At 71.5% G+C, this 25,634-nt stretch carries 24 protein-coding genes and 1 pseudogene; 20 read left to right on the forward strand and 5 right to left on the reverse strand.

Features of this window, described 5'->3' with window-relative positions:
• Positions 1–21 precede the first annotated feature (21 nt).
• From ACFUK0_RS21475 to ACFUK0_RS21485, 3 genes are all read right to left on the reverse strand, one after another.
• Positions 22–546 carry a hypothetical protein gene (locus ACFUK0_RS21475; RefSeq protein WP_380252521.1) on the reverse strand — a complete coding sequence of 175 codons (525 nt, stop codon included), beginning with the start codon at positions 544–546 and terminating at the stop codon, positions 22–24.
• Positions 547–649: 103 nt separating this feature from the next.
• Positions 650–1,189: a DUF6879 family protein gene (locus ACFUK0_RS21480; protein WP_380252523.1), complete on the reverse strand. Its 540-nt coding sequence runs from the start codon at positions 1,187–1,189 to the stop codon at positions 650–652.
• Positions 1,190–1,329: 140 nt separating this feature from the next.
• A complete protein-coding gene (locus tag ACFUK0_RS21485; RefSeq protein WP_380252525.1) occupies positions 1,330–2,859 on the reverse strand; it encodes an MFS transporter in 1,530 nt (509 codons plus the stop codon).
• Positions 2,860–2,998: 139 nt separating this feature from the next.
• Between ACFUK0_RS21485 and ACFUK0_RS21490 the strand changes: the two genes are divergently transcribed.
• Positions 2,999–4,003, forward strand: a complete 1,005-nt coding sequence (locus ACFUK0_RS21490; RefSeq protein WP_380252527.1) for an Lrp/AsnC family transcriptional regulator — start codon at positions 2,999–3,001, stop codon at positions 4,001–4,003.
• Positions 4,004–4,009: 6 nt separating this feature from the next.
• On the opposite strand, the gene ACFUK0_RS21495 is transcribed toward ACFUK0_RS21490, so the two are convergent.
• Positions 4,010–4,345, reverse strand: a complete 336-nt coding sequence (locus ACFUK0_RS21495) for a MazG-like family protein (protein ID WP_380252529.1) — start codon at positions 4,343–4,345, stop codon at positions 4,010–4,012.
• A 131-nt stretch (positions 4,346–4,476) separates the two neighbouring features.
• Here ACFUK0_RS21495 and ACFUK0_RS21500 point away from each other — a divergent pair, with 131 nt between their 5' ends.
• Positions 4,477–4,788, forward strand: coding sequence for a hypothetical protein (locus ACFUK0_RS21500; protein ID WP_380252531.1), 312 nt, complete (start codon positions 4,477–4,479; stop codon positions 4,786–4,788).
• A gap of 16 nt (positions 4,789–4,804) precedes the next feature.
• On the opposite strand, the gene ACFUK0_RS21505 is transcribed toward ACFUK0_RS21500, so the two are convergent.
• Positions 4,805–5,536: a DUF2278 family protein gene (locus ACFUK0_RS21505; RefSeq protein ID WP_380252533.1), complete on the reverse strand. Its 732-nt coding sequence runs from the start codon at positions 5,534–5,536 to the stop codon at positions 4,805–4,807.
• A 268-nt stretch (positions 5,537–5,804) separates the two neighbouring features.
• Between ACFUK0_RS21505 and ACFUK0_RS21510 the strand changes: the two genes are divergently transcribed.
• The 18 genes and pseudogenes from ACFUK0_RS21510 to ACFUK0_RS21595 all read left to right on the forward strand — a co-directional run.
• On the forward strand, positions 5,805–6,731 hold the full coding sequence (locus tag ACFUK0_RS21510) for a DMT family transporter (protein WP_380252535.1): 927 nt from the start codon (positions 5,805–5,807) through the stop codon (positions 6,729–6,731).
• Positions 6,732–7,205: 474 nt separating this feature from the next.
• A complete protein-coding gene (locus ACFUK0_RS21515) occupies positions 7,206–7,565 on the forward strand; it encodes an NADH-quinone oxidoreductase subunit A (RefSeq protein WP_014137597.1) in 360 nt (119 codons plus the stop codon).
• Positions 7,566–7,622: 57 nt separating this feature from the next.
• Complete coding sequence (locus ACFUK0_RS21520; protein WP_380252537.1) at positions 7,623–8,177, forward strand: NuoB/complex I 20 kDa subunit family protein; 555 nt, start codon at positions 7,623–7,625, stop codon at positions 8,175–8,177.
• A complete protein-coding gene (locus ACFUK0_RS21525; RefSeq protein WP_380252539.1) occupies positions 8,174–8,920 on the forward strand; it encodes an NADH-quinone oxidoreductase subunit C in 747 nt (248 codons plus the stop codon). The genes ACFUK0_RS21520 and ACFUK0_RS21525 overlap by 4 nt, the downstream gene beginning before the upstream one ends.
• Complete coding sequence (locus ACFUK0_RS21530; protein WP_380252541.1) at positions 8,920–10,251, forward strand: NADH-quinone oxidoreductase subunit D; 1,332 nt, start codon at positions 8,920–8,922, stop codon at positions 10,249–10,251. The genes ACFUK0_RS21525 and ACFUK0_RS21530 overlap by 1 nt, the downstream gene beginning before the upstream one ends.
• Positions 10,248–10,988, forward strand: coding sequence for an NADH-quinone oxidoreductase subunit NuoE (gene nuoE, locus ACFUK0_RS21535; RefSeq protein WP_380252543.1), 741 nt, complete (start codon positions 10,248–10,250; stop codon positions 10,986–10,988). Before ACFUK0_RS21530 ends, nuoE begins: the two co-directional genes overlap by 4 nt.
• Entirely contained in the window at positions 10,988–12,349 is a 1,362-nt protein-coding gene (gene nuoF, locus ACFUK0_RS21540; RefSeq protein ID WP_380252545.1) for an NADH-quinone oxidoreductase subunit NuoF, read from the forward strand. The genes nuoE and nuoF overlap by 1 nt, the downstream gene beginning before the upstream one ends.
• Positions 12,346–14,892: an NADH-quinone oxidoreductase subunit G gene (locus tag ACFUK0_RS21545; protein WP_380252547.1), complete on the forward strand. Its 2,547-nt coding sequence runs from the start codon at positions 12,346–12,348 to the stop codon at positions 14,890–14,892. Before nuoF ends, ACFUK0_RS21545 begins: the two co-directional genes overlap by 4 nt.
• On the forward strand, positions 14,889–16,217 hold the full coding sequence (gene nuoH, locus ACFUK0_RS21550) for an NADH-quinone oxidoreductase subunit NuoH (RefSeq protein WP_380252549.1): 1,329 nt from the start codon (positions 14,889–14,891) through the stop codon (positions 16,215–16,217). The genes ACFUK0_RS21545 and nuoH overlap by 4 nt, the downstream gene beginning before the upstream one ends.
• A gap of 6 nt (positions 16,218–16,223) precedes the next feature.
• Positions 16,224–16,814, forward strand: a complete 591-nt coding sequence (nuoI, locus tag ACFUK0_RS21555; protein ID WP_380252551.1) for an NADH-quinone oxidoreductase subunit NuoI — start codon at positions 16,224–16,226, stop codon at positions 16,812–16,814.
• Positions 16,811–17,695, forward strand: a complete 885-nt coding sequence (locus tag ACFUK0_RS21560) for an NADH-quinone oxidoreductase subunit J (protein WP_380252553.1) — start codon at positions 16,811–16,813, stop codon at positions 17,693–17,695. The genes nuoI and ACFUK0_RS21560 overlap by 4 nt, the downstream gene beginning before the upstream one ends.
• Positions 17,692–17,991, forward strand: a complete 300-nt coding sequence (gene nuoK / locus ACFUK0_RS21565; protein ID WP_035798594.1) for an NADH-quinone oxidoreductase subunit NuoK — start codon at positions 17,692–17,694, stop codon at positions 17,989–17,991. The genes ACFUK0_RS21560 and nuoK overlap by 4 nt, the downstream gene beginning before the upstream one ends.
• Positions 17,992–18,006: 15 nt before the next feature.
• Positions 18,007–19,902: an NADH-quinone oxidoreductase subunit L gene (gene nuoL, locus ACFUK0_RS21570; protein WP_380252556.1), complete on the forward strand. Its 1,896-nt coding sequence runs from the start codon at positions 18,007–18,009 to the stop codon at positions 19,900–19,902.
• Between the two features lie 40 nt (positions 19,903–19,942).
• Positions 19,943–21,559, forward strand: a complete 1,617-nt coding sequence (locus tag ACFUK0_RS21575; RefSeq protein WP_380252558.1) for an NADH-quinone oxidoreductase subunit M — start codon at positions 19,943–19,945, stop codon at positions 21,557–21,559.
• Positions 21,559–23,190, forward strand: a complete 1,632-nt coding sequence (gene nuoN, locus ACFUK0_RS21580; RefSeq protein WP_380252560.1) for an NADH-quinone oxidoreductase subunit NuoN — start codon at positions 21,559–21,561, stop codon at positions 23,188–23,190. Before ACFUK0_RS21575 ends, nuoN begins: the two co-directional genes overlap by 1 nt.
• Before the next feature lie 224 nt (positions 23,191–23,414).
• Positions 23,415–24,425 (forward strand): polyprenyl synthetase family protein, encoded by a 1,011-nt coding sequence (locus ACFUK0_RS21585; protein ID WP_380252562.1) that lies wholly within the window; start codon positions 23,415–23,417, stop codon positions 24,423–24,425.
• A gap of 78 nt (positions 24,426–24,503) precedes the next feature.
• Positions 24,504–25,166, forward strand: coding sequence for a LuxR C-terminal-related transcriptional regulator (locus ACFUK0_RS21590; RefSeq protein WP_380252564.1), 663 nt, complete (start codon positions 24,504–24,506; stop codon positions 25,164–25,166).
• A 235-nt stretch (positions 25,167–25,401) separates the two neighbouring features.
• Positions 25,402–25,634: pseudogene (locus tag ACFUK0_RS21595) on the forward strand (2-oxoglutarate ferredoxin oxidoreductase subunit alpha); the annotation flags it as partial.

Here is a 25,634-nt window from a genome sequence, read left to right on the forward strand (position 1 = left end):
GCCCGGCGGGCGGCCCGGCTGCTACGGATGCAGGGCCGTGCGCGCGGTGGTGGCGAAGGCGGTGACGGCGTCCCAGAACGTGATGATGGCGCGGTGGAGTTCGTCCGCCCGTGCGGGGGCGTGGAGGGCGCCGTCCAGCAGCTTGAACACCTCCGTGGACGTGTGCTGGACCCGTGAGGCGGCGGCCGCCACGGCCTCGGGACCCTCCAGGCCGACGGTGTGCAGGGCCGGCAGGAGCTGGCGGTGGTAGTTGTCGCGGATCTGTATCCGCAGCCCCCGCAGTTCGGCTGCCTGCTCCTCGGACGGCTGCGCGACCGCCGCCGTGTGCCACTGGCGGTAGAAGCCGCCGGCCGTGTGCATGTGCTCGACCAGTGCCAGGTAGGCCGAGCGGCGCGCGTCCCGCTGCCGCTCGGCCTGCTGGGCGGCCGCCGTCGCCTGCGCCTGCTGGAGCGCGGCGCGAGAACTCCCCCGGCCGGTGACCCAGCTGGCGAGGATCGCCGTCGCCCCGGTGACGGCGGCGATCCAGAGTGTGTTGGTGTCCCCCATGCACCGGATTCTGGCCGGGCCCGGGCCGGACGGCAATGCCGCAGCCGGCGGCCCGCTCCGCCCGCCCCGCCCCGCCCGGGCCGGTGGGACCGGGTGCCCGGGGTCAGACGCGGGACGGCACCTGCTGCGCGAACTCCGCGAGGGGCACGGCGTGGTGCCAGGCGGCGTCGCGGACCTGGACGACCTCCAGGATGACCTCCGGGTCCTCGACCAGCTGGGCACCGAGGTAGACGTCGTCCTCGTCGAAGTGCAGCAGCAGGACGACCCGGGAGTCGAACAGCCAGAAGTCCCGGGGCGGGAGCTGGAGCCCGTCCGCGACGGCGCGCGGGAGGTGGCGGACGTCCTCGCCGGCGGCCACGTTCGTCCGCCCGACGTCGACGAGGTAGGCCTGCCCGGGGGTGATCGGCTCGTCCGCGACGCGTACCCGCTCGATCCGCTTGCCCTGGGCGACCTGGGCGCGGACGTTCTCGCACCAGGGGCGGGTCGGGTCCGCCTGCGGGTCCTCGCCGCGCAGGAAGCGCTGGTAGCTCTCGCCGCGGCGGTCGGAGGCGTAGGCGCGGCGCGTCTCCAGCCGCCAGGCGGTGTGCAGGAATCCGTCGGAGAAGAAGTGGTCGAACTGCTCGTCCGTGATGAACTGCGGCACTGCGGCTGCTCCTCGGGTGCGAAAGGCGTGGGCAACCAGGATGCGCGCAGACGTGCGGGCCCGGAGGCCGTTTTCGCAAAGATGATCGTGCGGGAGGGGCGCGGGCCGCAGCCCGCGCCCCTCCGGTGTGCCTACGGGGCTCAGACCTGCGCGCGGTCCCGCGCCTGCGCCGGGACGCCGGCCGGTGCGCCGGCCTCCGCCGCGGCCGGCGCCGCTGCGGGCCGCACCAGCAGCAGGACGGCCAGGCCGCCCAGCAGGCCCAGCACGCCCGACACCAGGAAGGTGTCCCGCAGGCCCGAGGCGAACGCTTGGTGCACCACGTGCGCGGCCTCCGGGGCGCGGGCGATCACCGCGCCGGCCGCGCCGCCGGTCAGGGCGTCGGCGGTCTGCTGCGGGTCGGCCACGGCGGAGGAGGAGCGGAGCGAGTCCAGCACCCCGGCCTGGAAGACGGCGCCGAGCACCGCGATGCCCAGCGCGTTGCCCAGCTGACGGGCGGTGTTCAGCGCCCCGCCGGCCATTCCGGCCCGGGCCTGCGGCACGGCCGCCATCACGGTCGAGGCCATCGCGGGCGTGGCCAGCCCGACGCCCGCGCCGGTCACCGCGAGACCGGCCGCCAGTGTGGCCCAGTCCGAGTCGGCGCCGATCACGGTCTGCAGCAGTGCTCCGACGCCGATCAGCAGCAGCCCGCCGCCGACGGTGAGCCGGGGCGGCGCCCCGTGCAGCTTCTTGCCCGCGACGGCGGCGGCCACGAAGGCCACGATGCTCATCGGCAGCATCGCCAGGCCGGCCGTCACCGGGCCCATCCCGCGCACCGACTGCAGCCAGAGCGAGGAGTACACCAGGTACGAGAAGGCGGCGACGGAGAGCAGCAGGCCGCCGATCATGATGCCGACGAAGGCCGGGCTGCGGAACAGTCCGAGGTCCAGCATCGGGCGGCTGCTGCGCCGTTCGATCAGGACGAAGGCAAGCAGCGACAGCGCGCTCAGCGCGAACAGGCCGAGCGTGGTGGTGGACGTCCAGCCGTTCTCGCCGACCCGGATCAGCGCGTACGTGAGGGCGCCGGCGAAGAGCGTGAAGGTCAGCATGCCGGGCACGTCCACCCCGCTCGCCTGCGGGTTGCGGGACTCCTTGACCACCCGCAGGGTGACCACCACCGCGAGCACGCTGACCGGCAGGTTGACGAAGAAGATCCAGCGCCAGTCGAGGTGCTCGGTCAGCAGGCCGCCGAGGACCGGCCCGGCCGCCGCCGCGGCGCCGTTCACCGCGCCCCAGACGCCGAACGCGATGCCCCGGTCCCGGCCCTGGTAGGCGCCGCTGAGCAGCGCCATCGTGGTGGCGAACATCGCCGCGCCGCCGACGCCCTGGAGGCCGCGGAAGGCGATCAGCATGCCCGGCCCGGTGGCGAGGCCGCAGGCGAGCGAGGCGAGGGCGAACAGGCCGAGCCCGGCGACGTACAGCCTGCGCCGCCCGATCCGGTCGGCGAGCGACCCCGCTCCCAGCAGCAGCGCCGCCAGCGCGAGGGCGTAGATGTCCATCACCCACTGCAGGTCGGCGAAGGTGGTGTGCAGGCTGGTGGCCATGTCGGGCAGCGCGACGGTCACGATGGTGACGTCCACCAGCAGCATGAACGCGCCCAGGCACACCGCGGTCAGCGGTAGCCACTTACGCATGGGAGTCTCTCCTCGGTCGGACACGCCGGGCAGCCCCTGCCCGGCCTGCACCGACGATGGCAGGGGCTGACCGGATCGATCCATCCAGCCCCGTCCCGGTGGCGGAAACCGATGTTTCCGGTCCTGCGATGATGGAATCATGGCCACCGAACCGCAGACGGAACTGGACGAGCTGGACCGTGCGCTCGTACAGGCCCTGATGATCGACGGCCGGGCCGCGTTCAGCCGCCTGGCGGACGTCCTCGACGTCTCCGACCAGACGGTGATCCGCCGCTACCGGCGGCTGCGCACCGCCGGCCTGGCCCGGGTGGTCGGCCTGCCGCTCGGCCACCGGGTCGGCCTGTTCGAGTCCTGGCTGCGCGTGCAGTGCACCCCGGACGCGGCGGTGGCCGTGGCGGGTGCGCTGGCCCGGCGGCCCGACATCGCCTGGGTCTCGCTGAACTCCGGCGGCACCGAGATCCACTGCGTCACCCGGGCCCGCAACAAACAGGACCAGGACGTCCTGCTGCTCCAGCAACTGCCGGGCACCCGCCGGGTCACCGGCGTCTCCGCGCACAGCATCCTGCGGGTCTACCGGGGCGGGCCCAGGCGCTGGCGCGGACTGGACGTGCTGACCGCCGGGCAGGTCACGGCGCTGGAGCGGCCGGTCACGGCCGTGCCCGGCGAACGGGTCCGGCTGGACGACCCCGAACTCGCCATGCTCGCCGTGCTGGCCCGCGACGGCCGGGCCGGCTACCCCGAACTCGCCCGCGCCACCGGCCTCTCCGAGTCGACCGTCCGCCGCCGCCTGGACCAGCTCCGGGACAGCGGCGCCGTCTACCTGGACGTCGAGGTCGATCCGCTGCTGCTCGGCTTCGAGACCCAGGCGGTCCTGCTCGCGACCGTCGCCCCCGGTGAGCTCGCCGCCGTCGGCGCCGCGCTCGGCGCTCACCCCGAGGTGCCGTTCGCCGCCGCCATCACCGGCTCGGCGAACCTCCTCGCGGTGGTGATCTGCCGCGACACCGACGCCCTGTACGAGTACCTCACCGAACGGATCGGCGCGCTGAAGGCGGTGCGGCACGTCGAGGTCGTCCCGCTGATCCGCACGGTGAAGCGGGCCGGGCTGCTCACCGACGGCACCAGGCTGGTCGACCCGCCCGGCTGAGCCCGGTCAGCGGCCGTCGCCCTCCCGGGAGTCCAGGGAGCGCCGCTCCACGTGGGCCAGCCGCTCCGCGAACACGTCGCGGGCGTCCGGGGTCAGCGTGCGGAGCGCGACCAGCGCGGTGAACACCACGTCGCAGAGCTCGTGCTGGACGTCCTCCCAGCTGTGCGTGACGCCCTTGCGCGGGTTCTGGCCGGTGGCGCCGATCACGGCCTCGCCGACCTCGCCGACCTCCTCCGACAGCTTGATGATCCGCAGCAGGCGCTCCGCGTCGGCGCCCAGCCTGCTCTCCCCGTCCAGCCAGGCCACCAGCCGGTCGACGCTGTCCCAGATGGTGCTGTCCATGCGCGTGGTGCTCCCGGGTGTCCGTCGTGGGTCGGACGGCCACCGTACCCGGCCCGGGGAGCGGCCCGCCGTGCCGGAGGCCGGGTCGAACTCCTTGGACAGGAACGGGCCTGGCCTGGTCGGATGGTCCGATGAGCTCCTGCTGGACCGGGAGCCTGGTCCGCCTGCGCGGCGTGGAACCCGGGGCCTGGCAGACCTTCAAGCAGTTCGACGAGCACACCGAGCACCAGCGGTCGGTGGATGTCCTCCGTCCGCCGCGATCGGCCGAGGGCTACCGGGTCCGGGCCGCCGGCCGCGCCACGGCCGAGCCGGTCGGCGACCGCTTCACCGAGGAGGGGCGGCTGCGCGACCACGAGTTCTTCTCCGGCCGCCACCACGATCTGGTGGTGATGGGGATGACCGCCCTGGAGTTCAGCGGGCGGCACCCCTTCGAGGAGCTCTGACTGCCGCGTCGGCCCGTCAGGGCAGCCGGGGGTTCCCGTGGTCGTCGGTCGAGAGCGTCTGGGTGTTGAACTTGAGCTGCCAGACGATGAACCGGCCGTCCGGGTGCTCGCAGATCACCGCGCCGTCCTGCCAGATCCCGTTGCCGGCGTAGTGGTCGCCGGGCGGGTCGCCCTGGTTCTGGTGGACGTCGTGGACGCCGAGCCCGGTGTCGAAGGCCTGGCCGAACACGTAGATCCGGCTCGCCGAGCGCAGGTGCGGCTCCAGGACGTCCAGCGCGTTGTCGCCGTTGCTGGCCGTCCACGGGAAGAACCGGATGCCGAGACGGCCCAGCCACCCGCCGACCAGGTCGACCAGGTCCGGCCCGAAGGCCGGTGCGCCGATCGGGGGCCGCTGGAGCGTGCGGGAGAGGGCCCGCCCGGCCGTCCGTGCCCGGTCCACCCAGATCCGGTTGCGCAGCAGCGGACTTCGGGCGTAGTCCAGCGCCCCGGACACCGGCGTGGACGCCAGCTCGTGGAACCCGTCCGGCAGCGCCCGGACCGTCGCCAGGTCGGCGGCGGTGAGGTCGTCCACCACCCGGTAGCTCACCCCGGTGACGGCCGGGGCGTCCACGTCGAGTGCCGCCTCGTACACCCCTTGAGGGGTGTCGAGCCGGACGTGGCCGTGGTACCAGTGCCCGTACTGGTGCGTCGGGTCCCGGTGGAACTCGTTGAACGTCCCGATGGCCACGCCGTAGTGGGCAAGCGGCATGTCTCTCCTCCTCGGCAGCCGAGATGATCACAGCAGCCCCAGGCTTCCGCTCCCCGGCCCGCACCGCCAGCCACCGAACGGGTGCTGTGCCGCCGGTCTACCCGGCGACCCGGCGACCCGGCGGCCGGGCGGACCGGCTGCGGAAAGCTGTTGATCGTACGCGTCGAGGTGCGCGAGGATGGCACGCTCCACTCCTCGCGCACGAGATCCGTCCGACGCCGCACGGGACCATCCTGCCGATCCGTACGTCCCGGAGGGAAACCCACCCATGCGCGCGTCCGCACCGATCGTCCGAGACCTGCCCGTCCTGCTCGTGGCCGTGGTCTGGGGGTCCAGCTTCCTCGCGGTGAACCGGATCACGACGGGTGACACCGTGCTCGCCATGCTGGTGCTCCGCTTCGGGCTGGTGCTGCCGCTGCTCGGGTTCGCCGCCCGGCGGGCGCTGCGCGGGCTCGGGTGGCGGGAGTGGCTGGGCGGGTCGCTGCTCGGGCTGATCCTCGGCGGGATCTTCCTGCTGGAGACGTACGGCGCGGTGTTCACCTCGGTCACCAACGCCGGGCTGATCATCAGCCTCACCATGGTCCTCACCCCGCTCGCCGAGAGCGCCGTGAGCCGCACCCGGCTGCCGCGCGCCTTCGCGCTCGCGGCCGTCCTCTCGGTGCTCGGCGTCGCCCTGCTCACCGGCGAGGGGGGCTTCAAGGCGCCGAACGGGGGCGACCTGCTGATCTTCGGCGCCGCCATGACGCGGACCGTCCACGTCCTGGTGATGTCCCGTACGCGGGCCACCCGCACGACCGACTCGCTCGCGCTCACCTGGGTGCAACTGGCCTCCGCCGCCGTGGTGTTCGCCGTGGGCGCGGCCGTCACCGGCTCCTCGCCGCTGGCCCTGGCGGCCACCTACGGGCCGGCCGAGTGGGCGTGGCTGCTGCATCTCGCGCTGCTCTGCACGCTGTTCGCGTTCTTCGTCCAGATGTGGGCGGTGCGGGCCACCTCGCCGTCCCGGGTCAGCCTGCTGCTCGGCACCGAGCCGGTCTGGGCGGCCGCCTCGGGGATCGCGGTCGCCGGTGAGCGGCCGGGCGCGCTCGGACTGTTCGGCGTGCTGCTGATCCTGGCCGGCACCGAGTGGGGCCGCCGTACGGTCGCACCGGCCGCGCTGCCCGCCGCAGTGCCGGAGCGCGAGCCCGCCGCGGTCTGAACGTCGTCCCGTCGCCGCTCCGCCGCCGTCCCGTTCCGTGCCGTTCGCGCGCTTGTGAACGAAAGGTCAATCGGGTGTTCGGGGCCTGCCACCCGAGAGGGTGAGTTCATATAACACGTCAACATGAGGCCTCGAAATTTGCGGTGAGCGGCGCATAGTTGATATAGGTCCGCAGCTCTGACCAGCCAGTTCATAGACGAATGCGACTGGTTGTGACCATTTGACTGCTTTGGGTCGATGAATAGCGACTTGGTGCCATTCGACAGCATTCGACAGGTGGCGCAGATCACAAAGATCGTCCCGAACTGCGTGTCGCAGATCACAAGCCGACGGGCATAGGATGCGCTCGATCCTGGCTTTGTGAACTGCCTCACATGAGGTGGATCTCAGGAGTTGGATCACGGGTCCACCTCAGAGTGACCCGTTGGTTCCGATCTGCAGTCAACGACGACTGGACGGAGGGAGCGGGGGCTTATGAATGCCTACGCGCCGATCCTCGTACTCGGTGCCATCGCGGCGGCGTTCGCGGTCGGCTCCGTCGTGATGGCCTCACTGACCGGCCCGAAGCGCTACAACCGGGCCAAGTTGGAGGCGTACGAGTGCGGCATCGAACCGACCCCGCAGCCCGTGGGCGGCGGCCGGTTCCCGATCAAGTACTACCTGACGGCGATGCTCTTCATCGTCTTCGACATCGAGATCGTCTTCCTCTACCCCTGGGCGGTCAGCTTCGACGCCCTGGGGATCTTCGGGCTGGTCGAGATGCTCCTGTTCATCGCCACCGTCTTCGTCGCGTACGCCTACGTATGGCGCCGCGGCGGTCTGGAGTGGGACTGACCTCTGCTTGTGAACGCGGGGACAAACCACCGGACTTGAGAGGCTGAGAGGGATCTGATGGGAATCGAGGAGAAGCTGCCGAGCGGCTTTCTGCTCACCAGCGTGGAGACCGCCGCGGGGTGGGTGCGCAAGTCGTCGCTCTTCCCGGCCACCTTCGGGCTCGCCTGCTGCGCGATCGAGATGATGACCACCGGTGCCGGCCGCTACGACCTGGCCCGGTTCGGCATGGAGGTCTTCCGGGGCTCGCCCCGGCAGGCCGATCTGATGATCGTGGCGGGGCGGGTGAGCCAGAAGATGGCACCGGTGCTGCGCCAGGTGTACGACCAGATGGCCAACCCGAAGTGGGTCATCTCGATGGGCGTCTGCGCCTCGTCGGGCGGCATGTTCAACAACTACGCGATCGTGCAGGGCGTGGACCACATCGTGCCGGTCGACATCTACCTGCCGGGCTGTCCGCCCCGCCCGGAGATGCTGATGGACGCGATCCTGAAGCTCCACGACAAGATCCAGCACGAGCCGCTCGGAGTGAACAAGCGCCGCGCCGAGGAGCTGGGCGAGGCCCTCGCCCTGCAGGCCACCCCGGTCAGCGAGATCCGGGGGCTGCTGCGATGACGGACAGCAACGGCGCCCCGAACGGGTCGCAGAACGGGGCCGCGAACGGTGCGGCCGTCCCGGCCACCCGCCGGGAGATCCCGGTCGAGGTGGTCGGCAAGCGGCAGGGGATGTTCGGCGCCAAGGGCACCGGCGACACCTCCGGCTTCGGCGGCCTGGCCGCCCCGATCGCCCTGCCGCCCGCGAGCGTCCGCCCCTACGGCGGCTGGTTCGACGAGGTCGCGGACGAACTGGAGGGCGCCCTGGAGGAGCAGGGCCTCGACCCGTTCGACGTGGTCGAGAAGACCGTCGTCGACCGCGGCGAGCTGACCTTCCACATCGCCCGCGAGCACCTGCTGCGTACGGCCCGCACGCTGCGCGACGACCCGGCGCTGCGCTTCGAGCTCTGTCTCGGCGTGAGCGGCGTGCACTACCCCGGCGACACCGGCCGGGAGCTGCACGCGGTCTACCACCTGCGGTCGGTCACCCACGGCCGGCTGATCCGGGTGGAGGTCACCGCACCGGACGCCGACCCGCACGTGCCGTCCGTGGTCAGCGTCTACCCGACCAACGACTGGCACGAGCGCGAGGCGTACGACTTCTTCGGGCTCGTCTTCGACGGGCACCCGGGGCTCACCCGGATCATGATGCCCGACGACTGGCTGGGGCACCCGCAGCGCAAGGACTACCCGCTCGGCGGCATCCCCGTCGAGTACAAGGGCGCCCAGATCCCGGCGCCCGACCAGCGGAGGTCGTACTCCTGATGACCACTCATCACTATGAAGAAGCAGGGGCCCGCGAGACCACCGAAGGGCGGGTCTTCACCGTCACCGGCGGCGACTGGGGCGAGGTGGTGGAAGCCGTCGGCCGGGCCGACGACGAACGCATCATCGTCAACATGGGCCCCCAGCACCCGTCCACCCACGGAGTGCTGCGGCTGATCCTGGAGATCGACGGCGAGACGGTCACCGAGGCCCGCTGCGGCATCGGCTACCTGCACACCGGCATCGAGAAGAACATGGAGTTCAGGAACTGGGTCCAGGGCACCACCTTCGTGACCCGGATGGACTACCTGACCCCGCTGTTCAACGAGACCGCCTACTGCCTGGCCGTCGAGAAGCTGCTCGGCGTCACCGAGCAGATCCCCGACCGGGCCAGCGTCGTCCGGGTCCTGATGATGGAGCTCAACCGGATCTCCTCGCACCTGGTGTGCCTCGCCACCGGCGGCATGGAGATCGGCTCCACCACCCTGATGATCTACGGCTTCCGGGACCGCGAGATCATCCTGGACATCTTCGAGCTGGTCACCGGCCTGCGGATGAACCACGCGTACGTCCGCCCCGGCGGCCTGGCCCAGGACCTCCCGCCCGGCGCCGTCGACCAGGTCCGCGAAGGCGTCAAGCTGCTCCGCTCCCGGATGCACGAGTACGACAAGCTGGCGACCGGCAACCCGGTGTTCAAGGCCCGGCTGGTCGACGTCGGCCACCTCGACCTGGCCGGCTGCCTGGCACTCGGCGCCACCGGCCCGATCCTGCGCGCCACCGGCCTGCCGAACGACCTGCGCAAGTCCGACCCGTACTGCGGGTACGAGGACTACGACTTCGAGGTCGCGGTGGCGGACACCAGCGACTCCTTCGGCCGGTTCCTGATCCGGCTGGAGGAGATGAAGCAGTCGCTGCGCATCGTCGAGCAGTGCCTGGACCGGCTGAAGCCCGGCCCGGTCATGGTCGCCGACAAGAAGATCGCCTGGCCGGCCCAACTGGCCGTCGGCCCGGACGGGATGGGCAACTCGCTCGACCACATCCGGAAGATCATGGGCACCTCGATGGAGGCCCTGATCCACCACTTCAAGCTGGTCACCGAGGGCTTCCGGGTCCCGGCGGGGCAGGCGTACGCGGCGGTCGAGTCGCCCAAGGGCGAACTAGGGGTGCACGTGGTCAGCGACGGCGGCACGCGGCCCTACCGCGTCCACTTCCGCGACCCCTCGTTCACCAACCTGCAGTCGATGGCGGCGATGTGCGAGGGCGGCCAGGTCGCCGACGTGATCGTCGCGGTGGCCGGGATCGACCCGGTGATGGGAGGCGTGGACCGTTGAGCAACGTCGAACTGGGCCTGCCGGCACTGCCGGCCAAGCCGTACCCGGCGGACGTCCGGGCCAGGCTGGACGCGGACGCGCGCGAGCTGATCGGCCGCTACCCCGTGGCCCGCTCCGCCCTGCTGCCCCTGCTGCACCTGGTGCAGGCCGAGGAGGGCTGCGTCACGCCCACCGGAATCCGTTTCTGCGCCGAGCAGTTGGAGCTGACCACCGCCGAGGTCACCGCGGTCGCCACCTTCTACACCATGTACCGGCGCAGGCCCGCCGGTACGTACCACGTGGGCGTCTGCACCAACACGCTCTGCGCGGTGCTCGGCGGCGACCAGATCTTCGACGAGCTCCAGCAGCACCTCGGGATCAAGAACAACGAGACCACCGCCGACGGTGAGATCTCGATCGAGCACATCGAGTGCAACGCGGCCTGCGACTACGCGCCCGTGGTGATGGTCAACTGGGAGTTCTTCGACAACCAGACGCCCGAGAGCGCCAGGCAGCTGGTCGACGACCTGCGCGCGGGCGTTCCGGCGGTACCCACCCGTGGCGCCAAGCTGTGCTCCTTCAAGGAGAGTTCGCGGATCCTGGCCGGCTTCCCCGACGAGCGCCCCGGCGCCGTCGACGAGTCCGGTGCGGGTGGCGCACCCTCCCTGGCGGGCCTGCGGCTGGCCAAGGGCGAGGCACTTCCCGGTACGGCGGGGACGAAGGTCGTCTCGCCCCGGCACGAAGGGACGGAAGCGTGATGACCTCCGCCGAGCCGGCCGAGAAGCTGCTCACCCCCGTACTGTCCGCCTCCTGGGACGACGACCGCCCCTGGACGCTGGCCACCTACCGCACCCACGCCGGCTACGAGGGCCTGCGCGCCGCCCTCGCGATGGCACCGGACGACGTGATCGCCCTGGTCAAGGACGCCGGTCTGCGCGGCCGCGGCGGCGCGGGCTTCCCGACCGGCCTGAAGTGGCAGTTCATCCCGCAGAACGACGGCAAGCCGCACTACCTGGTGGTCAACGCGGACGAGTCCGAGCCGGGCACCTGCAAGGACATCCCGCTGCTGTTCGCGAACCCGCACGCGCTGATCGAGGGCATGATCATCGCGTCCTACGCGATCCGCTGCGACCACGCGTTCATCTACCTGCGCGGCGAGGTCGTCCCGGTGCTGCGCCGGCTCCAGGCCGCCGTCGCCGAGGCGTACGAGGCCGGGCTGCTCGGCAAGGACATCCTCGGCTCGGGCATCGACCTGGACATCACCGTCCACGCCGGCGCCGGCGCGTACATCTGCGGCGAGGAGACGGCGCTGCTCGACTCGCTGGAGGGCCGTCGCGGCCAGCCCCGGCTGCGCCCGCCGTTCCCCGCCATCGCCGGCCTCTACGCCTGCCCGACGGTGGTCAACAACGTCGAGTCGATCGCCTCGGTGCCGCCGATCCTGGCCCGCGGCAAGGAGTGGTTCAAGTCGCTGGGGACGGAGAAGTCCCCCGGCTTCACGCTCTACTCGCTCTCCGGCCACGTCACCAACCCCGGCCAGTACGAGGCGCCGCTCGGCGTCACGCTGCGCCAGCTGCTGGACATCAGCGGCGGCGTCCGGTCCGGGCACCGGCTCAAGTTCTGGACCCCGGGCGGCTCCTCCACCCCGATGTTCACCGACGAGCACCTCGACGTACCGCTCGACTACGAGGGCGTCGGCGCGGCCGGCTCGATGCTCGGCACCAAGGCCCTCCAGGTCTTCGACGAGACCACCTGCGTCGTCCGCGCGGTGACCAGGTGGACGGAGTTCTACGCCCACGAGTCCTGCGGCAAGTGCACCCCGTGCCGCGAAGGGACGTACTGGCTCGTCCAGTTGCTCCGCCGGATCGAGGCGGGGCAGGGCTCCGCCGGCGACCTGGAGAAGCTGCTCGACATCGCCGACAACATCAACGGCAAATCCTTCTGCGCGCTCGGCGACGGTGCTGCCAGCCCGATCGTCTCCTCGCTCCAGCACTTCCGGGCCGAGTACGAGCAGCACCTGACCGAGCGCCGCTGCCCGTTCGACCCGGCGGCCTCCACCGTCTGGGCCGACACCCACCGCACCGGCCACCAGCCCGCCACCGAAAGGGAGGTGCACGCATGACCATCACCGAGCCGACCGCCTCCCAGACGGCGGTGGAACTGGTCACGCTCACCATCGACGGCACCGAGGTCCAGGTCCCCAAGGGGACACTGGTGATCCGCGCCGCCGAGCAGATCGGCACCCAGATCCCGCGCTTCTGCGACCACCCGCTGCTCGCCCCGGCCGGGGCCTGCCGGCAGTGCATCGTCGAGGTCGAGGGCCAGCGCAAGCCGGTCGCCTCCTGCACCATCCCGGTGACCGAGGGCATGGTGGTCCGCACCCAGGTCAGCTCGCCGGTCGCCGAGAAGGCGCAGCGCGGCGTGATGGAGCTGCTGCTGATCAACCACCCGCTGGACTGTCCGGTCTGCGACAAGGGCGGCGAGTGCCCGCTGCAGAACCAGGCGATGTCCACCGGCGGCGCCGACTCCCGCTTCGAGGGCGCCAAGCGGACGTACCAGAAGCCGGTGCCGATCAGCAGCCAGGTGCTGCTGGACCGCGAGCGCTGCGTGCTCTGCGCCCGCTGCACCCGCTTCTCGCAGGAGATCGCCGGCGACCCGTTCATCGACCTGGTCGAGCGCGGCGCGCTCCAGCAGGTCGGCGTCGGCGAGGGCGACGACTTCCACTCGTACTACTCCGGCAACACCATCCAGATCTGCCCGGTCGGCGCGCTCACCTCGGCGGCCTACCGGTTCCGCTCGCGGCCGTTCGACCTGGTCTCCTCGCCCAGCGTCTGCGAGCACTGCTCCTCGGGCTGCGCGCAGCGCACCGACCACCGGCGCGGCAAGGTCATGCGCCGCCTGGCCGGCGACGAGCCGCAGGTGAACGAGGAGTGGAACTGCGACAAGGGCCGGTTCGCGTTCCGCTACGCGCAGCAGCGCGACCGGATCACCACCCCCCTCGTCCGGGACGCCGCCACCGGTGAACTCGTGCCCGCCTCCTGGCCCGAGGCGCTGGCCGCCGCGGCCGCCGGCCTCACCGGCGCGCGGACGGCCGTGCTGGCCGGCGGCCGGGTGACGGTCGAGGACGCGTACGGCTACGGCAAGTTCGCCCGGGTCGTGCTCGGCACCAACGACGTCGACTTCCGGGCCCGCCCGCACAGCGGCGAGGAGGCGGACTTCCTGGCCGCCGCCGTCGCCGGACACGGCGTGGACCTTGGGGGCACCTCCCGCCCGGAGGGTGGGGGAGGCGAAGGGACCTCGTACCAGCAGCTGGAGGCCGCACCGGCCGTGCTGCTCGCGGGTTTCGAGCCCGAGGAGGAGTCGCCGATCGTCTTCCTGCGGCTGCGCAAGGCCAACCGGGCCGCCGGCCTCAAGGTCTTCTCGATCGCCGACCACGCCTCGCGCGGCCTCGCCAAGCTGCACGGCGCGCTGCTGCCCGCCGCCCCCGGCACCGAGGCCGAGTGGCTGTCGGCGCTGGCCGCCGACGAGGCGCTCGGCGACGACGCGGGCCGCGCGGCGCTGCTGCTGCGCGAGCCCGGCGCGGTGATCCTGGTCGGCGAGCGGCTGGCCGCCGTGCCCGGCGCGCTCACTGCCGCCCTGCGCCTGGCGCACACCACCGGCGCCCGGCTCGCGTGGATCCCGCGCCGCGCCGGGGAGCGCGGCGCCGTCGAGGCAGGCGCCCTGCCCGGGCTGCTGCCCGGTGCCCGGCCGGCCTCGGACCCGGCCGCCCGCGCCGAGACCGCCGCCGTCTGGGGCGTCGCCGACCTGCCCGCCCGGCTCGGCCGCGACACCGACCAGATCCTGGCGGCCGCCGCCAACGGCGACCTCGACGCGCTGGTCGTCGGCGGCGTCGACCCGGGCGACCTCGCCGACCCGGCGCTCGCCGACGAGGCACTGGCCCGGGTGCCGTTCGTGGTCTCCCTCGAACTGCGCCCCTCGGCCGTCACCGCGCACGCGGACGTCGTCCTGCCGGTGGCCGCCGTGGTGGAGAAGGCCGGCACCTTCCTGGACTGGGAGGGTCGGGTCAGGCTCTTCGAGGCGGCGCTCAAGCCGGACCAGCAGATGGGCCGCCACCTGCACTCGGACGTCCGGGTGCTGAGCATGCTCGCCGACGCCCTCGGGCACCGGCTCGGCCTGCCCGACATCCGCGCCGCCCGGCTGGAGCTGGACCGCTTCACCCCGTGGACGGGTGACCGCCCGGCGGCCCCCGCCACCCACCCCGCTCCGCTGCCGCGGCCGGCCACCGGCCAGGCGGTACTCGCGGGCTGGCGCCAACTGCTCGACAACGGCTCGCTCCAGGACGGCGACGCCAACCTGGCCGGTACCCGGCACCCCGCCGTCGCCCGGCTCTCGCCGGTCACCGCCGAGGAGATCGGCGCCACCACGGCGCTGCGCCTCACCGGCCCGGCCGGCTCGCTGGTGCTGCCGCTGGAGATCACCAAGGAGATCCCCGACCGCACGGTGTGGATCCCGCTCAACTCCACCCCCGGCGGCGCCCACCGGGCGCTCGGCACCACGGTCGGCCGCCTGGTCACCATCGCCCCGGCCGCCCCCGAGGCCGCCGGAGCCGTCGCCGGTACCGACTCCGGGGCCGTCGCCGGAACCGAGACGGAGGAGGCCCGATGAACCACCTCGCCGCATACGAGACGCTGGGCTTCTTCGGCCGCGACCCCTGGTGGCTGGTCCTGCTCAAGGCCGTCTTCGTCTTCGCCTTCCTCCTCGTCACGGTGCTGTTCTCGATCGTCTGGGAGCGCAAGGTGGTGGCCTGGATGCAGCTGCGCATCGGGCCCAACCGGCACGGCCCCTGGGGCATGCTGCAGTCCCTCGCGGACGGCGTGAAGCTGGCCCTCAAGGAGGACCTGGTCGTCTCCGGGGCCGACAAGGTGGTCTACATCCTGGCCCCGATCGTCTGCGCCATCCCGGCGTTCATGGCCTTCGCGGTGATCCCGTTCGGCCCGGCCGGCAACGAGATCTCGATCTTCGGCACCCGGACCCCGATGCAGCTCACCGACTTCCCGGTGGCCCTGCTCTACATCCTGGCGACGGCGTCGATCGGGATCTACGGCATCGTGCTGGCCGGCTGGTCCTCCGGGTCGACGTACCCGCTGCTCGGCGGCATCCGCTCGGCCGCGCAGATGGTCAGCTACGAGATCGCGATGGGCCTGTCCTTCGCCGCGGTGTTCATCTACTCGGGGTCGATGTCGACCTCGGAGATCGTCTCCGCCCAGCAGCCGACCTGGTTCGCGGCGCTGCTGCCGGTCTCCTTCATCGTCTACGTCATCGCGATGGTCGGCGAGACCAACCGCGCGCCGTTCGACCTCCCGGAGGCCGAGGGCGAGCTGGTCGGCGGCTTCAACACCGAGTACAGCTCGCTGAAGTTCGCGATGTTCATGCTCGCCGAGTACGTCAACATGGTGACCGTCTCGGCGGTCGCGGCGACCCTCTTCCTCGGCGGCTGGCGGGCCCCCTGGCCGGTCTCGACCTTCTGGGAGGGCGCCAACCACGGCTGGTGGCCGCTGCTGTGGATCGTGCTGAAGATCCAGCTGCTGCTGTTCTTCTTCATCTGGCTGCGCGGCACCCTGCCCCGGCTGCGCTACGACCAGTTCATGAAGCTCGGGTGGAAGGTCCTGATCCCGGTCTCGCTGGTCTGGCTGGTGATGGTGGCCAGCGTCCGCGCCCTGCGCAACGAGGGCTACGGCTTCGGCGAGGTGGTGCTGTACGTCGGCGCCCCGATCGGCGCCCTGCTGCTGCTCGCCCTGCTGCGGGACGTGCTGCGCCGCAAGCCGGAGCCCGAAGTGACACTGCCGCCGAAGGAGTTCGACCCGATGGCCGGCGGCTACCCGGTGCCGCCGCTGCCCGGCCAGGAACTGCCTCCCGTACCGCGCCGGCGCAGCCGGGCCCCGCAACTCCAGGACGCCCTCAACGGCGCCGACCATTCCGAAGGGAGCTGAACCGAGATGTCGGACGATACCGAGAAGTCATCGATCCTGGGCCCGGCCGCAGGCTTCGGCGTGACCTTCCAGGCCATGTTCAAGAAGCGGCTCACCGAGCAGTACCCGGAGCAGAAGAAGCCCACCGCTCCGCGCTTCCACGGCCGCCACCAGCTCAACCGGCACCCGGACGGCCTGGAGAAGTGCGTCGGCTGCGAGCTGTGCGCCTGGGCCTGCCCGGCCGACGCCATCTACGTCGAGGGCGCCGACAACACCGACGAGGAGCGCTACTCGCCCGGTGAGCGCTACGGCGCGGTCTACCAGATCAACTACGCCCGCTGCATCCTCTGCGGGCTCTGCATCGAGGCGTGCCCGACCAGGGCGCTGACCATGACGAACGAGTACGAGCTGGCCGACTCCTCCCGCCGGGACCTGATCTTCACCAAGGAGCAGCTGCTGGTGGGGCTCACCGAGGGCATGGTCGACTCGCCGCACGAGATCTACCCGGGCACCGACGAGGGCGCGTACTACCGGGGCGAGATCACCGCTGCCGCGCCCGGTACGGAGCGCCAGGTGCCCGCATCGCGCCAGAAGCTCGACGAGGAGGTGTCCGGGTGAACGCCCTTGCCCTGACCGGGGCCACCTCCACCGGTGAGGCCGTGCAGTTCTGGGTCCTCGCCGTGATCGCGGTGGCCGGCGCACTCGGCATGCTGCTGATGCGCCGGGCCGTGCACAGCGCGCTCTGCCTGGCCGCCACGATGATCGCGCTGGCGATCTGTTACATGGCCCAGGGCGCGGTCTTCCTGGGCGTCGTGCAGATCGTCGTCTACACCGGCGCGATCATGATGCTCTTCCTGTTCGTGATGATGCTGGTCGGCGTCACCTCCGAGGACTCCCTCAAGGAGCAGCTCAAGGGCCAGCGGTTCGCCGCCGTGTTCTGCGGCCTCGGCTTCGGGGTGCTGCTGATCGCGGGCATCGTGAACGCGAAGCTCGACCACTTCACCGGCCTCTCCGAGGCCAACGCCGAGGGCAACGTGCAGGGCCTGGCCCGGCTGATCTTCACCAAGTACGTCTGGGCCTTCGAGGTCACCGGCGCACTGCTGATCACGGCCGCGATCGGCGCCATGGTGCTCACCCACCGCGAGCACGTGAAGGCCCCGGCCACCCAGCGCGAGCTGGCCGCCCAGCGGGTGCGGGACAACATCCAGGTGCCGCCGATGCCGGCCCCCGGCGTGTACGCGCGGCACAACGCGGTCGACATCCCCGGCCTGCTGCCCGACGGCTCCATCGCCGAGGACTCGGTGATGGCCACCCTGCGCGAGCGCGGCCAGATCCGCGACGTCAGCCAGGAGATGCTCCAGCGGATGGCCGAACTGGAGGACACCACGGCCGACTGGCTCGGCCGGGCGTCGTCCGCCCGTCCGCCGGTGCCGTCGCCCGCGAAGCCCGTCCAGCCGGCCCTGGAGAAGGTCCCGAACCACGAGGGGGACTCGGCGTGAACCCCGTCAACTACCTCTACCTGGCGGCCCTGCTGTTCACCATCGGTGCCAGCGGAGTGCTGATCCGGCGCAATGCGATCGTGCTGTTCATGTGCGTGGAGCTGATGCTCAACGCCTCGAACCTGGCGCTGGTCACCTTCTCCCGGCTGCACGGCAACCTGGACGGCCAGATCATCGCGTTCTTCACCATGGTGGTCGCGGCGGCCGAGGTCGTGGTCGGCCTCGCCATCATCGTGTCCATCTTCCGGACCAGGCACTCGGCTTCGGTCGATGACAGCAACCTGATGAAGCTGTAGGCGGAGGGCCTCACGGTGAACTCTCTCATTCCGCTGCTCGTGGCGGCCCCGCTGGCAGGCGCTGCCCTGCTGCTGCTCGGCGGGCGCCGGCTCGACCGCTTCGGCCACTGGCTGGGGACGGCCTTCGCCGCCCTCTCGTTCGGCTTCGGGCTGGCGCTGTTCGCGTCCATGCTGGGCCGCGACGTCGAGCAACGCCCGGTCGGCGTGCACCTGTACAGCTGGATCCCGGTGAACGGCTTCCAGGCCGACGTCGGCTTCCGGCTCGACCAGCTGTCGATCACCTTCGTCCTGCTGATCACCGGCGTCGGCACGCTGATCCACCTGTACTCGGTGGGCTACATGGCGCACGACGAGCGCCGGCGCCGCTTCTTCGCCTACCTGAACCTCTTCCTGGCGGCCATGCTGCTGCTGGTGGTCGCGGACAACTACCTGCTGCTGTACGTCGGCTGGGAGGGGGTCGGGCTCGCCTCGTACCTGCTCATCGGCTTCTGGCAGCACAAGCCCAGCGCCGCGACGGCCGCGAAGAAGGCCTTCCTGGTCAACCGGGTCGGCGACGTGGGCCTGTCGATCGCGATCATGCTGATGTTCACCGAGTTCGGCAGTTTCGCCTTCGAGCCCGTCTTCGGCGCGGCGTCGCAGGCGAGCGAGGGCAAGCTGACCGCGATCGGCCTGATGCTGCTGCTCGCCGCCTGCGGCAAGTCCGCGCAGGTGCCGCTGCAGTCCTGGCTCGGGGACGCGATGGAGGGCCCGACCCCGGTCTCGGCCCTGATCCACGCGGCCACCATGGTGACCGCCGGCGTCTACCTGATCACCCGCTCGGCCGCGATCTTCAACCTGGCGCCGGACGCCCAGACCGCGGTGGTGGTGGTCGGCGCCGTCACGCTGATCTTCGGTGCGATCGTCGGTTGCGCCAAGGACGACATCAAGAAGGCGCTGGCCGGCTCGACCATGTCGCAGATCGGCTACATGATCCTCGCGGCCGGCCTCGGCCCGATCGGCTACGCCTTCGCGATCATGCACCTGGTCACCCACGGCTTCTTCAAGGCCGGGCTGTTCCTCGGCGCCGGGTCGGTCATGCACGGCATGAACGACGAGGTGAACATGCGTCACTACGGCGGCCTGCGCAAGTACATGCCGGTCACCTTCGTCACCTTCGGCCTCGGCTACCTGGCGATCATCGGGTTCCCCGGCCTGTCCGGCTTCTTCTCCAAGGACAAGATCATCGAGGCGGCGTTCGCCAAGGGCGGCACCGAGGGCTGGATCCTCGGCCTCTGCACTCTGGTCGGCGCGGCCGTCACCGCGTTCTACATGACCCGGGTGATGATCCTGACCTTCTTCGGCGAGAAGCGCTGGCAGCCGGACGCCGAGGGCAACGAGCCGCACCCGCACGAGTCCCCGAAGATCATGACGCTCCCGATGGTCGTGCTCGCCTTCGGCTCGGTCTTCGCCGGCGGCCTGTTCACCCTGAACAGCTCCTTCCTCACCTGGCTGGAGCCGATCACCGGCCACGCGGAGGGCGACTCCCCGCTGTCCGCGGTCACCGTCACGGCGCTCACCACGCTCTGCATGCTGGCCGGTGTCGGGGTGTCCTACCTGATGTACGGCCGGGCCCCGGTGCCCGTCGTGCCGCCGGTCGGCTCGCCGCTCACCCGGGCGGCCCGCCGCGACCTGCTCCAGGACGACTTCAACCACGCCGTCCTGGTCCGCCCCGGCTCGGCACTGGCGGCGGCGCTCGTCTACTTCGACAGCAAGGGCCTGGACGGCTTCGTCAACGGCCTCGCCGCCACCATCGGCGGGGTCTCCAGCCGGCTGCGCCGCATCCAGAACGGCTACGTCCGCTCGTACGCGCTCTCCATGTTCGGCGGCACGCTGGTGCTGGTCGCCACCACTCTCCTGATGAGGTCGGTCTGATGATGGGTCGCCACAACCACCAACGTCAGGAGGCCAGGCCATGAGCTACCTGCTGACCGCCACCTGCGCCGTCCCGGCGGCCGGCGCGGTGCTCACCGCCGCACTGCCCGCGGGGTCGGACGAGAGCCGCCGGCGCCTCGCCAAGTCCGCGGCGCTGGGCGTCTCGCTCGCCACGCTCGTCCTCGCGGCCGTCGTCGCGGTGAGGTTCGAGCCGGGCGGGGCCCGGTACCAGCTCACCGAGTCGTACAGCTGGATCAGGTCGTTCGGGATCAGCTTCTCGCTCGGCGCGGACGGCATCGGCACCGTGCTGGTGCTGCTGACGGCGGTGCTCGTCCCGGTGGTGATGCTCGCCTCCTGGCACGACGCCGACCCGGCGCCGGCGCCCGGGGGCAGCTTCGAGGCGAAGCGCCGCACCCAGGGCTTCTTCGCGCTGATCCTGGCCGTCGAGGCGATGGTCGTCGTGTCCTTCCTGGCGACCGACGTCTTCGTGTTCTACGTCTTCTTCGAAGCCATGCTGATCCCGATGTACTTCCTCATCGGCGGCTTCGGCGACCGCGCGGGCGGCCCCGAGTCGGCCCGCCAGCGCTCCTACGCGGCCGTGAAGTTCCTGCTGTACAACCTGCTCGGCGGGCTGGTCATGCTGGCCGCCGTGATCGGGATGTACGTGATCGCGCAGCAGCAGGGCTTCGCCACCTTCGACCTGCCGACGCTCACCTCCGCGATCGCCGACGGCAAGCTGGTCTTCAGCGGCACCGCCGAGAAGGCGCTCTTCCTGGGCTTCTTCTTCGCCTTCGCGGTCAAGGCGCCGCTGTGGCCGCTGCACACCTGGCTGCCCAACGCGATGGGGGAGTCGACCGCCGGAACGGCCGTCCTGATCACGGCCGTCGTCGACAAGGTCGGCACCTTCGCGATGCTCCGCTTCTGCCTCGGCCTGTTCCCGGACGCCTCGAAGACCTTCGCCCCCGCGATCCTCGTGCTCGCGGTGGTCGGCATCATCTACGGCGCGCTGCTGGCCGTCGGGCAGAAGGACATCAAGCGGCTGATCGCGTACGCCTCGATCTCGCACTTCGGCTTCATCATCATGGGCATCTTCGCGATGACCAGCCAGGGCCAGAGCGGCGCGACCCTCTACATGGTCAACCACGGCATCTCGACGGCCGCGCTGATGCTGGTGGCCGGGTTCCTGATCTCGCGGCGCGGTTCGCGCCTGATCGCCGACTACGGCGGCGTGCAGAAGGTCGCCCCGGTGCTCGCCGGGACGTTCCTGATCGGCGGCCTGGCCACTCTCTCGCTGCCGGGGCTGGCCCCGTTCGTGAGCGAGTTCCTCGTCCTGGTCGGGACGTTCAGCCGCTACCCGGCGCTCGGCATCGTCGCCACCTTCGGCATCGTGCTCGCCGCGCTGTACGTCCTGGTGCTCTACCAGCGCACGATGACCGGCCCGGTCAAGGACTCCGTGCGCGGGATGCCGGACCTCAAGGTCCGCGAACTGGCCGTGGTGGCACCGCTGGTGGCGCTGACCATCCTGCTCGGCGTGTACCCGAAGCCGCTCACCGACATCGTCAACCCGGCGGTGGACGACACCCTCTCCCAGGTCCACCGGACCGACCCGGCGCCGGCCCACCCGGTGGCCGCCACCCCCGGAGGTGAGCAGAAGTGATGAGCCAATGGCTCGCCGCCGCCGGCGGCAACAGCCCCAGCATCCCCGCGCCGCACGTCGAGTACGGGCAGCTCTCCCCGATGCTGGTGGTGTTCGGCGCCGCCGTCGCCGGCATCCTGGCCGAGGCGTTCCTGCCCCGCCGGGCCCGCTACTGGGCGCAGATCGCGATCGCGCTGCTCGGCCTCGCCGGCGCCTTCACGGCCGTGATCGTGCTCGCCTCGCAGGGGTACGGCAGCACCAAGGTGGACCTGCTCGCGATGGGCTCGGTCGCCCTCGACGGGCCCGCGCTGTTCCTGCAGGGCGTCATCCTGCTGGTCGCCGTCGTCGCCGTGCTCACCTACGCGGAGCGGCGGCTGGAGCCGAGCGTCGGCGGCGTGCCGGTGGACGCCTTCGCCCCGCAGGCCGCCGCCACCCCCGGCGGGGAGCACGAGCGCACCGCCACCCGGGCCGGCTTCGCCAGCACCGAGGTGTTCCCGCTCACCATGTTCGCCGTCGGCGGCATGCTGCTCTTCCCCGCGGCCAACGACCTGCTGACGATGTTCGTGGCGCTGGAGGTCTTCTCCCTCCCGCTCTACCTGCTCTGCGCACTGGCCCGGCGCCGCCGGCTGCTCTCCCAGGAGGCGGCCGTCAAGTACTTCCTGCTGGGGGCGTTCGCCTCGGCGTTCTTCCTGTTCGGCACCGCCCTGCTGTACGGCTACGCGGGCAGCGTCCGGCTCGGCGACATCGCCGACGTCATCTCCGGCGAGGCACCGGCCACCCAGGCCCTGCTGAGCACCACCCAGAACGACGCCCTGCTGCTGATCGGCCTGGCGCTGCTCTCGGTCGGCCTGCTGTTCAAGGTCGGCGCGGTGCCGTTCCACTCCTGGACCCCGGACGTCTACCAGGGCGCCCCGACGCCGGTCACCGGCTTCATGGCCGCCGCGACCAAGGTGGCCGCCTTCGGCGCCTTCATGCGGCTGTTCTACGTGGCCTTCCCCGGCCTGCGCTGGGACTGGCGGCCGGTGATGTGGGGCGTGGCGATCCTGACCATGGTGGTCGGCGCCGTGCTGGCCGTCACCCAGCAGGACGTCAAGCGCCTGCTCGCGTACTCCTCGATCGCGCACGCCGGCTTCATCCTCACCGGGGTGATCGCCACCAACAAGCAGGGCCTGGGCGCGGTGCTCTTCTACCTGCTGGCGTACTCCTTCGTGACGCTCGGGGCGTTCGCGGTGGTCACCCTGGTCCGCGACTCCAAGGGCGAGGCCACCCACCTCTCCAGCTGGGCCGGCCTCGGCCGGCGCTCCCCGCTGCTGGCGGCCGTCTTCGCGCTGTTCCTGCTGGCCTTCGCGGGCATTCCGCTCACCTCCGGCTTCACCGGCAAGTTCGCGGTCTTCCAGGCCGCCGCGGCGGGCGGCGCGACGCCGCTGGTCATCGTCGGTGTGCTGAGTTCCGCGGTGGCGGCGTTCTTCTACATCCGGGTGATCGTGCTGATGTTCTTCTCCGAGCCGCAGCCCGGCGGCCCCACGGTGGCGATCCCCAGCGCGTTCACGGCGACCGCCATCGGCGTCGGCGTGCTGGTCACCCTCGGTCTGGGACTGCTCCCGCAGTACTTCCTGGACCTGGCCTCGAAGGTGTCGCCGTTCGTCCGCTGAACCGAGGGTCGGAGCAGGTCCGGGTCACGCCGCAGGGCGCGGCCCGGACCTCCGCCGTGAACGCCCGCCCCGCGCAGGGGTGTGACCAGGCCCATCCGTCCCGCCCATGACAGACCCGCACGCCCGTGCAGTGATCCACTCCTGACCGGATACCCTGCCTGTATGGCCAGCGGCGGCACTCAGGGACCGGGCCGCTAGATCGACCAGGGACAGGAGTGGTCTTCGTGACCGTCGTGGGACCCTTCGGGCTCAGCGTGCAGGACCGCGATCTGACCCGCGACGTCCAGGCCGGCATGGACGCGGTGGAAACCGCCCTCGCCGAGACCGTGAAGAGCGACGTCTCCTTCATCACCATCACCGCGAGCCACCTCATCGAGGCCGGCGGCAAGCGCTTCCGCCCGCTGCTGGTGATGCTCGCCGCGCAGTTCGGCGACCCGTACGCGCCCGGTGTCGTCCCCGCGGCCGTGGTGGTCGAGCTGACCCACCTCGCGACGCTCTACCACGACGACGTGATGGACGAGGCGCCCGTGCGGCGCGGCGCCCCCAGCGCCAACTCCCGCTGGGACAACTCGGTCGCCATCCTCACCGGGGACTTCCTGTTCTCCCGCGCCTCCCAGGTGCTCGCCGACCTCGGCCCGGAGGCCGTCCGCCTCCAGGCCGACGCATTCGAGCGGCTGGTCACCGGCCAGATCCTGGAGACCGCCGGGCCCGGGCCGGACGACGACCCGCTGCGGCACTACCTGGACGTGCTCGCGGGCAAGACCGGCTCGCTGGTCGCCGTCTCCTGTCGCTTCGGCTCCCTGATGTCCGGTGCCGAGCCGTGGGTGGTCGACATCCTGACCCAGTACGGCGAGCGGATGGGCATGGCCTTCCAGCTGGCCGACGACGTGCTCGACATCGCCAGCGACGGCCACGAGTCCGGCAAGACCCCCGGCACCGACCTGCGCGAGGGCGTCCCCACGCTGCCGATCCTGCTGCTCCAGCAGATGCCGGCGGACGACTCCGACCCGGCGGACGCCCGCCTGCGCGAGCTGCTCCAGCTCGACCTGGCCGACGACGAGCTGCACGCCGAGGCGCTGCGCCTGCTGCGCAAGCACCCCGCGCTGGAGCACGCCCGCCGCGAGACCCTGCGCTACGCCGAGGAGGCCCGCTCGCTGCTCGCCCCGCTGCCGGAGTGCCCGGCGAAGGCGGCCCTGCAGGGGCTCTGCGACGCGGTGGCCATCCGTACGATGTGATCGTCCGGACCGTCCCGTCCCGGCTCCGCGGATAGGGGAGACTGACCCCGTCAGCTCCGCCCAGCCCGGAAGGCCGCCATGCTTCGCGTCGTCATCGCCGAGGACTCCGTACTGCTCCGGGAGGGCCTGACCCGGCTGCTCACCGACCGCGGCCTGGAGGTCGTCGCGGGCGTCGGGGACGGCGAGGCGCTGCTGCGGACGATCCACGAGCTCGCCGCCGCCGACGCCCTGCCGGACGTGGTGGTCGCCGACGTCCGGATGCCTCCCACGCACACCGACGAGGGCGTCCGCGCCTGTGTCACGCTGCGCGGTCTGTACCCGTCGCTGGGCGTGCTCGTGCTCTCGCAGTACGTCGAGGAGCGCTACGCCTCCGAGCTGCTGGCCGGCTCCACCCGCGGCGTCGGGTACCTGCTCAAGGACCGGGTCGCCGAGGTCCGAGAGTTCGCCGACGCGGTCGTCCGGGTCGCGGCCGGCGGGACGGCGCTGGACCCGGAGGTGGTGCAGCAGCTGCTCAGCCGGAGCCGCCGCAGCGACGTCCTGGAGGGGCTCACCCCGCGCGAGCGGGAGGTGCTGGGGCTGATGGCCGAGGGCCGGACGAACACCGCCGTGGCGAAGCAGCTGGTCGTCTCCGACGGCGCGGTGGAGAAGCACGTCAGCAACATCTTCGCCAAGCTCGGCCTGGCCCAGAGCCCCGAGGACCACCGCCGGGTGCTCGCGGTGCTCACCTACCTGAATTCCTGAGACGCCCGGCGCGGAATGCGGTGAACGCCGGGGGGCCCGGTATGGCCGGGCGGCCCTCCGGTGTTGAAACCACTGGACGGGTGGTGCGGAAAGAGACACCGAAGAGGCACTTTCCGCCGCACAGCGAAGTTCCGTCCCCTGGATTCCTCTCACGCATAAGATGCGGAAGGTGCACCACGCGGACGGGGCACACGGCTCACGCCCGCGGCTGATGCCCACGAGGAGGTCCGCGGCAGTGACCAGTCAGGTCGATCAGTCGGAAGCAGTGGACGGCTCGGACGGGAACGAGGGCCGATCGGGCCCCGTCCCCCCGGAAGGCTCACGGCCCAGGCCCGTCAAGCCGGTGAAACGGCTGGACCGGGTGATCATCCGATTCGCCGGGGACTCCGGTGACGGGATGCAGCTGACGGGTGACCGGTTCACCTCGGAGACGGCGTCCTTCGGGAACGACCTGTCGACGCTGCCGAA

It is taken from the genome of Kitasatospora sp. NPDC057223, assembly GCF_042669755.1.
In the GTDB taxonomy this organism is placed as follows: Bacteria; Actinomycetota; Actinomycetes; order Streptomycetales; family Streptomycetaceae; genus Kitasatospora.

Coding starts and splice junctions, on each gene's coding strand:
- ACFUK0_RS21515 (WP_014137597.1), top strand. CDS start 7,206: ATGAATGCCTACGCGCCGATCCTCGTACTCGGTGCCATCGCGGCGGCG.
- ACFUK0_RS21545 (WP_380252547.1), top strand. CDS start 12,346: ATGACCATCACCGAGCCGACCGCCTCCCAGACGGCGGTGGAACTGGTC.
- ACFUK0_RS21530 (WP_380252541.1), top strand. CDS start 8,920: ATGACCACTCATCACTATGAAGAAGCAGGGGCCCGCGAGACCACCGAA.
- ACFUK0_RS21500 (WP_380252531.1), top strand. CDS start 4,477: ATGAGCTCCTGCTGGACCGGGAGCCTGGTCCGCCTGCGCGGCGTGGAA.
- ACFUK0_RS21590 (WP_380252564.1), top strand. CDS start 24,504: ATGCTTCGCGTCGTCATCGCCGAGGACTCCGTACTGCTCCGGGAGGGC.
- ACFUK0_RS21525 (WP_380252539.1), top strand. CDS start 8,174: ATGACGGACAGCAACGGCGCCCCGAACGGGTCGCAGAACGGGGCCGCG.
- ACFUK0_RS21505 (WP_380252533.1), bottom strand. CDS start 5,536: ATGCCGCTTGCCCACTACGGCGTGGCCATCGGGACGTTCAACGAGTTC.
- ACFUK0_RS21490 (WP_380252527.1), top strand. CDS start 2,999: ATGGCCACCGAACCGCAGACGGAACTGGACGAGCTGGACCGTGCGCTC.
- nuoH (WP_380252549.1), top strand. CDS start 14,889: ATGAACCACCTCGCCGCATACGAGACGCTGGGCTTCTTCGGCCGCGAC.
- nuoF (WP_380252545.1), top strand. CDS start 10,988: ATGACCTCCGCCGAGCCGGCCGAGAAGCTGCTCACCCCCGTACTGTCC.
- nuoI (WP_380252551.1), top strand. CDS start 16,224: ATGTCGGACGATACCGAGAAGTCATCGATCCTGGGCCCGGCCGCAGGC.
- ACFUK0_RS21510 (WP_380252535.1), top strand. CDS start 5,805: ATGCGCGCGTCCGCACCGATCGTCCGAGACCTGCCCGTCCTGCTCGTG.
- ACFUK0_RS21495 (WP_380252529.1), bottom strand. CDS start 4,345: ATGGACAGCACCATCTGGGACAGCGTCGACCGGCTGGTGGCCTGGCTG.
- ACFUK0_RS21485 (WP_380252525.1), bottom strand. CDS start 2,859: ATGCGTAAGTGGCTACCGCTGACCGCGGTGTGCCTGGGCGCGTTCATG.
- nuoN (WP_380252560.1), top strand. CDS start 21,559: ATGAGCCAATGGCTCGCCGCCGCCGGCGGCAACAGCCCCAGCATCCCC.
- ACFUK0_RS21575 (WP_380252558.1), top strand. CDS start 19,943: ATGAGCTACCTGCTGACCGCCACCTGCGCCGTCCCGGCGGCCGGCGCG.
- ACFUK0_RS21475 (WP_380252521.1), bottom strand. CDS start 546: ATGGGGGACACCAACACACTCTGGATCGCCGCCGTCACCGGGGCGACG.
- ACFUK0_RS21520 (WP_380252537.1), top strand. CDS start 7,623: ATGGGAATCGAGGAGAAGCTGCCGAGCGGCTTTCTGCTCACCAGCGTG.